At 65.2% G+C, this 7477-nt stretch carries 5 protein-coding genes and 1 pseudogene; 3 read left to right on the top strand and 3 right to left on the bottom strand.

What is annotated here, in order from left to right:
- Both KBZ12_RS18110 and yvcK read right to left on the bottom strand, forming a co-directional pair.
- Positions 1-151 (bottom strand): annotated as a pseudogene (locus tag KBZ12_RS18110) (IS5/IS1182 family transposase); the annotation flags it as partial.
- A gap of 452 nt (positions 152-603) precedes the next feature.
- Positions 604-1920, bottom strand: coding sequence for a gluconeogenesis factor YvcK family protein (gene yvcK / locus KBZ12_RS18105; protein ID WP_254959463.1), 1317 nt, complete (start codon positions 1918-1920; stop codon positions 604-606).
- 215 nt (positions 1921-2135) lie between these two features.
- On the opposite strand from yvcK, the gene KBZ12_RS18100 reads away from it, so the two are divergent.
- Both KBZ12_RS18100 and KBZ12_RS18095 read left to right on the top strand, forming a co-directional pair.
- On the top strand, positions 2136-2951 hold the full coding sequence (locus KBZ12_RS18100) for an ABC transporter ATP-binding protein (protein ID WP_396101537.1): 816 nt from the start codon (positions 2136-2138) through the stop codon (positions 2949-2951).
- 4 nt (positions 2952-2955) lie between these two features.
- On the top strand, positions 2956-3978 hold the full coding sequence (locus KBZ12_RS18095) for an MlaD family protein (protein WP_254959461.1): 1023 nt from the start codon (positions 2956-2958) through the stop codon (positions 3976-3978).
- Here the strand turns inward: KBZ12_RS18095 and bchD are convergent.
- Entirely contained in the window at positions 3965-6091 is a 2127-nt protein-coding gene (gene bchD / locus KBZ12_RS18090; protein ID WP_254959460.1) for a magnesium chelatase ATPase subunit D, read from the bottom strand. The two genes, KBZ12_RS18095 and bchD, sit on opposite strands and share 14 nt — an antisense overlap.
- A 966-nt stretch (positions 6092-7057) precedes the next feature.
- On the opposite strand from bchD, the gene KBZ12_RS18085 reads away from it, so the two are divergent.
- Positions 7058-7477: transposase (locus KBZ12_RS18085; protein ID WP_254959459.1), on the top strand; the 420-nt coding region annotated here is incomplete at its 3' end.

The following is a 7477-nucleotide window of genomic DNA, read 5'->3' as shown; positions in this document are numbered from 1 at the left end:
AGGCATACAGACTGCAGAAGGTTGGATTGAGCCGATCAAGCGCCTGATCCGCCAGCTTGCGAATCCGCCTGAGCGGATGGCTGCTCGGGATCCGATCCTCAATCGAGACGTAGGAGAACAAGGAGCCGCTGCGCTCCTGTTGGCCTCGCATCAACGAATGGGCAGTTGATCCATTCTCGCAGAGGTGGCCGGGTTTTTCAGCGAACTCTTAATATGCTTCTCCATCTCATGAATAAGATCCGCAGTGGTGATTCCTTGATAGCTGTATCCACTCGCTCGTCGTTCATCTGGCTGGGTGGTTACGCGACGATCAACGGAAAGTACGCTCTTGCAGCTCGGGCAGATCGGGTGGGGCAGAAGAGTTCCGCCTAAATAGGAGCCAAGCTCTAGATAGGAATAAGGCTTTCCCTACTCTGAGACTATCAGCCTGAGAACTACAAGCTCGATTCTGTCTTCTGGGCTTGTCTGGGAGGGGGCTTTGAAAACTGAAATGTCAATGGATTCCATGTCGAGAGTACGCTTGTCGATGGGAAAAGCCTGATCAGGCATTTCAGTAATGGAGAGTTAGAACTTGCAACATCGGGACTGCTTGCATTTAAGTGTTTAATCCCTCCGGTGCTTCCGGTAGTACCGAATCACCTCCTTCGCCACACTGCGCGGTTCGTGCCGCAGGGTGGCACTGGGCCGGGCTCCCTTCAGCGGCGCCAGGATCACCTCATAGCCCTGCTCCTTGAGGATTGAGGCTTTGCAGGTGACGGGTTCGGCTCCGTGCAGCTTGTAGAGGTCCACCAGGTTGGAATCGGCCAGGTCCTCCTGGGCCAGCACGGCGCCGAAGAGGCGCTGCTCCACCCCCAGGCTGGCGAGTTGGGCCTCAATCGCCCGCAGGTGACCGCCCACATCGAGGCCGTCGGTTTCGCCGGGCTGGGTCATCAGATTGCAGATGTACAGCCGCGGCGCCTTGCTGGAGCTGATGGCGCTCACCAGTTCCGGCACCAGCAGATTCGGCAGCAGGGAGGTGTAGAGGCTGCCGGGCCCCAGCACGATCAGGTCGGCGTTGGCGATCGCCTCCAGTGCCCGCGGCAGGGCCGGCGGCCGCTCCGGCGTGCAACCGAGGCGCACGATCGGGCAGGGGGCATGGCCGATCTGGGATTCGCCTTCGATCCGCTGCCCGTCCTCCAGCTCGGCCCAGAGGCGCACGTCGGCGTTGGTGGCCGGCACCACCTGGCCCTGCACCGCCAGCACGCGGCTGCTGGCGATGATCGCCGACTCCAGGCTGCCGGTGATCGCCGTCAGGGCGCTGAGGAACAGGTTGCCGAAGCTGTGGCCCTCCAGGCCGCTGCCGGCCTTGAAGCGGTACTGGAACAGGCGGGTGAGCAGGGGTTCTTCCCGCGCCAGGGCCGCCAGGCAGTTGCGGATGTCGCCAGGGGGCTGCACGCCCAGCTCCCGCCGCAGCACGCCGCTGCTGCCGCCATCATCGGCCACCGTGACGATGGCGGTGAGGTTGCTGCTATAGCGCTTCAGGCCGCTCAGCAGCGTCGCCAGGCCCGTGCCGCCACCGATCGCCACGATGTTGGGGCCCCGGTTCAGACGTCGCTGGGCCAGCAGGGCATCCACTAACAATGTGTCCTTCTCCGGGGCCAGGGCCTGCTGGATGGCACCAAAGCTGCGGCTCTGGCCCAGCCACACCATGGCGGCGCCGATCAGCAGCACCAGCGGGCCGGTGACGCCCCGGGGCATCACCTGGGTGAGGCGATTGAGGCCCCAGCGGATCGTCTCCAGGGTCCAGTAGATCGGCTGCAGGTCGGCCCACACGGCGGCCCCCAGCAGGGCGATCACCAGGCCGAAGCCCGAGGTGATCATCCAGCGCTTCACCACCAGCCCCGGCTGCAGCCAGCGGGCCGCCCGCCGCGAGCGGCTCATCAGATCCTGCTGGCGCAGATCGCCGCGGCCCACCCAGCGGGGGCGCCCAGGGCGGGAGGCGCCTCGGCGCCGCCGGGCGTTCGCAGCGGGGCCTCGAAGCGTCAAGGGCAGGGCGTGGCGACGCGGCACAGACCAACGGAACTGTACGGATGAAAAGCCCGTCCTGAACCGGCAGGATGGGAGCCGGGCCCCAGGGGTCCCCTTGCCGTGGTTCCTTGGCCCTCCCTCAACTGGCGCTGAACGCTGCCCCGCCCACTCCCCCGGTGGCGCAGCTGGAGAACCTCAGCATGCGCTGGGGTGAGACCCTGGTTCTCGATCGGGTCGACCTCAGCCTCACGGCGGGCGAGCGGCTCGTGGTGGTGGGGCCGTCGGGCTCGGGCAAGTCCACCCTGCTGCGGCTGCTGGCGGGGCTGCAGCTGCCCACTGACGGGCAGCTGCGGATCCACGGTGAGCCCCAGAGCTACCTGCGACTGGATCAGCGCCACCCCCCCGACGTGCGCCTGGTGTTCCAGAACCCGGCCCTGCTGGCCTCGCTCTCCGTGCGGGAAAACGTGGGCTTCCTGCTCTATCGCTTCAGCCGCCTGGGGGAGAAGGAGATCGCCGAACGGGTGGATCAGGCCCTGCAGGCCGTGGGGCTCGCGGGCATCGCTGATCGCATGCCCGGGGAGCTGAGCGGCGGCATGCAGAAGCGGGTGAGCTTTGCCCGCGCCCTGATCGATGACCCCACCCTGGCGTCGGCCCGCACGCCCCTGTTGCTGTTCGACGAACCGACGGCCGGTCTCGACCCTGTGGCCTGCACCCGCATCGAAGACCTGATCGTGCGCACCTCCCGCATCGTCAATGCCTCCAGCCTGGTGGTGAGCCACGTGATCAGCACGATCGACCGCTGCGCCGAGCGGGTGGCGCTCCTCTACGACGGCCGCTTCCGCTGGATCGGCGCGGTCGAGGACTTCCGCGTCAGCACCAATCCCTATGTGGTGCAGTTTCGGAGCGGTAGTCTGCACGGACCGATGCAGCCGGCCGAGAACTGAGCCCATGCGCCGGAGTGTCCGAGAAGCCCTGGTTGGATTTTCTCTGCTGGCGGCCGTGGCCAGTGGCATGGGCCTGTGGCTCTGGTTGCGCGGCGTCTCCCTGACGGGCAACACCTGGACGATCCGGGCCAGTTTCGCCGATGCCGCCGGTCTGGCCGTCCGTTCGCCGGTCACGTACCGGGGTGTGCTGGTCGGCAACGTGCGCAAGGTCACGGTCACCGATGCGGCCGTGGTGGCCGATCTGGAAATCACCAACCCGCGCCTGCGCCTGGCCCGACCCCTGGTGGCCCGTGTCGCCTCCGCCTCCCTGCTGGGGGGAGATGCCCAGGTGTCCCTGCTGGCCGGCGGCGCCCCCTTGCCGGCCAGCCTGCCGGGGCCGCGGGACCGGGCCTGCAACAACACCCGGATGGTGTGCAACGGCGGCCAGGTGGCCGGCATCGCGGCGGCCAGTTTCGACACCGTCACGGAGTCGGTGCAGGGTCTGCTCAACGAGGCTGAGAAGGAGCAGCTCGTGCAACAGATGGTGGCGGCCACCTCCGCCTTCTCCAAGACTGCCAAGGAGACTGAACTGCTCACCAAGAGCGGCCAGGTGTTCCTGCGGGACGCCCAGGTCCTGGTCACCCAGCTGAACCGCTCGGCGGGCAAGGTGGATCCGATCCTGAGCAACCTCAACCTCGCCAGTGCCGATGCCGCCAGGGCGACGAAGCACGTCGGCAACCTGGCGGCGGCCCTCGACAACCCGAAAACAGTGGCCGATCTCCAGGCCACCCTCACCAACGCCAAGCAGCTCACCGACCGCTGGTCGGCCGTCGGCGGCGACGTGAGCAAGCTCACCAGTGATCCGAAGTTCCTCGACGGCATCCGCAGCGTCTCGGTTGGCCTGGGCCGGTTCTTCGAGGAGCTCTATCCGGCCGAGGTGGATGCGGCCCGCGACCGCAAGGCCAGCCAGGACGCCCGCCAGCAGGAGGCGAAGGCTGCCCATCAGGCCGCCCAGAACCGGCTGGCTCCCACCGTCAGAAACCGTTGATCGCCTCCAGGGCGATGGCGGCGATGGCCTGGTCGCTCGCCTTGGGCAGTTGCACGTAACGGCCGCCGGCCGCCTCGGCCAGCTCCTTGCCCATGCCGCTACCGATGAACTTGCGCTCGGTGTCGATCACCAGCAGCCGCAGACCCAGACTCCGGTAGCGGCTGGCCACCTGCCGCAGCTCCTCCTTGAGATCCACCGGTTCCTCCCCCTCCAGTGCCGGTTGGCCCAGGGAGCGGCTGAGGGGCACGTTGCCGCGCCCATCCGTGATGGCGACCACCACCACCTGGCCCAGGTCGCCGGTGGCCAGGGCGTTCGCCCCCACCCGGGCCGCCTGGGCCAGGCCATGGGCCAGGGGTGAGCCGCCGCCGCAGGGCATCGACTCCAACCGCCGGCGGGCGGCGGTGATCGAGCGGGTGGGCGGCAGCAGCACGTCGGCCTGCTCGCCGCGGAAGGTGATCAGGGCCACCTCATCCCGGTTCTCGTAGGCCTCGGTGAGCAGGCGGATCACGGCCCCCTTGGCGCTCTGCATGCGGTTCAGGGCCATCGAGCCGCTGGCATCCACCAGGAAGATCACCAGGGCGCCTGCTTTGCGCTGCAGCTGCTTGGCCCGCAGGTCCCCCTCCTCGACAATCACCTTGCGGTGGGGCTCCCGGGCGCGGCGGGCCTTCTGGTAGGGCGCGGCGGCCCGCAGGGTGGCGTCGATGGCGATGCGGCGCACGGGCCCCCGGGGCAGCATCGGCTTCACGTAACGGCCGCGGCTGTCGCTGAACACCACGGCCCGGCTGCCGCTGCCGCCGCTCTTGGCCTTCGCCGAGGCGAACACCAGCAGGTCGGGGTCGATGGCGGTGGCCTCCGGATCGAGCAGGAATTCCTCCGGGATCTGGGGCGGGGCCTGGTCCTCGGGGCTGTCGTCCTGGTCGTCGTCCGGCTCGTCCGGTTCGTCGCTCTCCGGCTCCTGCTCCGGCGGCTCCGGTTCTTCGGGCGGCTGCTCCCCCTGGGGCGGTGGCGGTGGCGGCGGCTCCATGGGCTGGTCGGGATCCGGGGGCGGCAACTGCAGGGCCCGCGGGGCGATCACCAGCCGCACCGCCACCTGCAGATCGTCCGCCTCCACCCGGTCGCGGCCGGAGAGGGCCGCATGGGCCCGGGCCACCCGCACGGCGTAGAGCTCGGCCCGGTGCCCCTCGACGCCGCCGCGGATGGCTTCGGTGACCAGGTAGCGGATCTGCTCCCGGTCGATGGCTACGTCCGGAAGCCACTGGCGGGCCAGCAGCAGCTGGGTGGCGAGGGCCTCGGTTTCCTCCTGAAAGCGGGCGCCGAAGGCGCTGCTGGAGGCGCCGTGGTCGAGGGCCGAGCGGGTGATCGCCACCCGCTGCTCGGTCTCGAGCAGCTGGTTGGCCGACAGGGCGATGGCGAAACGATCCAGCAGGTGGTCGCGCACCGCCCCCTCTTCAGGGTTGTAGGTGGCGATCAGCAGGCAGCGGCAGGGGTGGGACAGGCTCAGCCCTTCCCGCTCGATGCGGTTCTCGCCGGAGCCCACCGCCGCCAGCAGCAGGTTGGTGATGCCGTCGTCCAGCAGGTTGAGCTCATCCACGTACAGCACCCCCCGGTGGGCCTCCGCCAGCAGCCCCGGCTGGAACACCGGTGCCCCGGCGTTCAGGGAGGCGGCCACGTCCACCGAGCCGATCAGCCGGTCCTCGGTGACGCCCAGGGGCACCTGGATGAACGGCGCCGGCATCACCCGGGTGGGCAGCAAAGCAGCCGGGTCGGTGCCGCTGGGATCGCCGCCCAGTTCGGTGATGCGCCGCCGGGTGGCCCCGTCCCATTCATCGGGCCGGCCGGGATCGGCCTGCAGCAGTCCCGGACCATCGGCCAGGTCGATCACGTCGATCGGCGGCAGCAGGGCATGGAGACCCCTGGCCAGCACCGACTTGCCGGTGCCCCGTCCGCCGGCGATCACCACGCCGCCGAGGCCGGGATCCACCGCCGCCAGCAGCAGGGCCAGCTTCAGGGTGCCGTGGCCGGTGATCGCCGCCAGCGGAAAGGCGCGAGCTGCCGCGGAGCTGGCCTGGTCCGCACGGGTGTCGCGGTGGGTGCCTGGGGCGCTGGCGACCATGGCAAAGGGGGAAAGCCCTGGAAGAGTGTCAGTCTCGCCGATCAGCGGGGGGATCCGGCCGCGGAGTTGGGCCTCGATGAGCACCAGTTCTGAGGCGCAGCGGCAAGTGCTTCGACGCCTTCGCGACGTCCCTTGGTATCATAAAAAGCAGATCGGCGTCTATAATCAAAACAAATCACCTACGAATCAGCGCCAGACTTATGGCATTCTTCTCATTCGACCCTGATAATCAGCCATCAGCTTTTCAAAAGTCTGTTTAACATCCTCGTAAAATCCCTTGGGCCAAGGCATGCCTCCATACGTTTTAATTTGTAATTCATTTCTTATACGATGTTGGCACTCCTCTTGTGTGGAATGCTGAAGATACCTTGAGAATGTCTCAGGCATAAGATCCTCTTCAAGAAGATAAAGCTTAGTCCTCAGAAGATGCCTAATCTCATGGTGTAGAGGCAGGAAATATTCCTTCCAGATAAACTCATTTACCCTATCTCTGCTGGCTCCATCTAATGAGTCGGTCGACGCTAGTATGCTTTGGCGAACCTCCCAAACATTAAATATCTGCTCAATAAGACTTAAGAGCGGACCATACAGCTCTTCGATCTGACGCTGTCGATATTTTAGCCTAAGTTCAATTCGGCGAGTCTGGTCTTCCCTTCGTCTAGCGTATGCATATGTGACATACCACCCCAGTACTGTTACCGCCGCCGCAATTAGTGCTGGTTGCATACTGAGAAAGAGAAGAGGAGAGGCAAGACAGCCTAATCTAGTGACTTTAGAGCATTGCTGCAGGTGTTGCAAACGAGAGTGGCCAATCTAACGGTACTGACTAATGATAGGGCCGATGGCATGCTATACACAATGTCAGGCTATCCATCACACTCCTTGAGGGCACCTCGAAAATTGCTAAGTGGACTTGATTCTGATGGAATCACGGCTATAACTACTAAGTGTGATCTGATTGCCACAGTGGGCCAACGAGATTTCTGGGATGAGCAACAAAGAGTATCAAAACTCCAAGAGAAGAAGCCCGTTCTGAAGCGACTGTCTGAGTCGATCCCATGGGAATCATTTCGTCCTCTTCTTGATCAAGGCTACATACTAGAGCGGAAGAGCAGCGCAGGGCGAAAGAGGATTGATCCGCTGATCCTTATCAAGATGCTTGTACTCCAGCAGCTTTTTAATATTAGCGATGAGGAGCTTGAATTCCATGTGAATGATAGGCGCTCCTTCGAGGAGTTTGTTGGTCTTGGTGTGATGAGCAGCATTCCGGATGCAACTACAGTCGCCTTCTTTAGGGAGCGGCTGCGTAAAGCGGGAGTGATTGAAGAGCTCTTCGAGATGTTCGAGACATACCTCCGCTCCCAAGGGCTCCAGGCCCGCGGCGGC

This window comes from Cyanobium sp. Cruz CV13-4-11 (assembly GCF_024346055.1).
Taxonomy (GTDB): Bacteria; Cyanobacteriota; Cyanobacteriia; order PCC-6307; family Cyanobiaceae; genus Cyanobium.
The sequence above is the reverse complement of the archived record's forward strand: the minus strand, read 5'-3'. Positions and strand labels throughout refer to the sequence as shown.

Coding starts and splice junctions, on each gene's coding strand:
- yvcK (WP_254959463.1), bottom strand. CDS start 1,920: ATGAGCCGCTCGCGGCGGGCGGCCCGCTGGCTGCAGCCGGGGCTGGTG.
- KBZ12_RS18095 (WP_254959461.1), top strand. CDS start 2,956: ATGCGCCGGAGTGTCCGAGAAGCCCTGGTTGGATTTTCTCTGCTGGCG.
- bchD (WP_254959460.1), bottom strand. CDS start 6,091: ATGGTCGCCAGCGCCCCAGGCACCCACCGCGACACCCGTGCGGACCAG.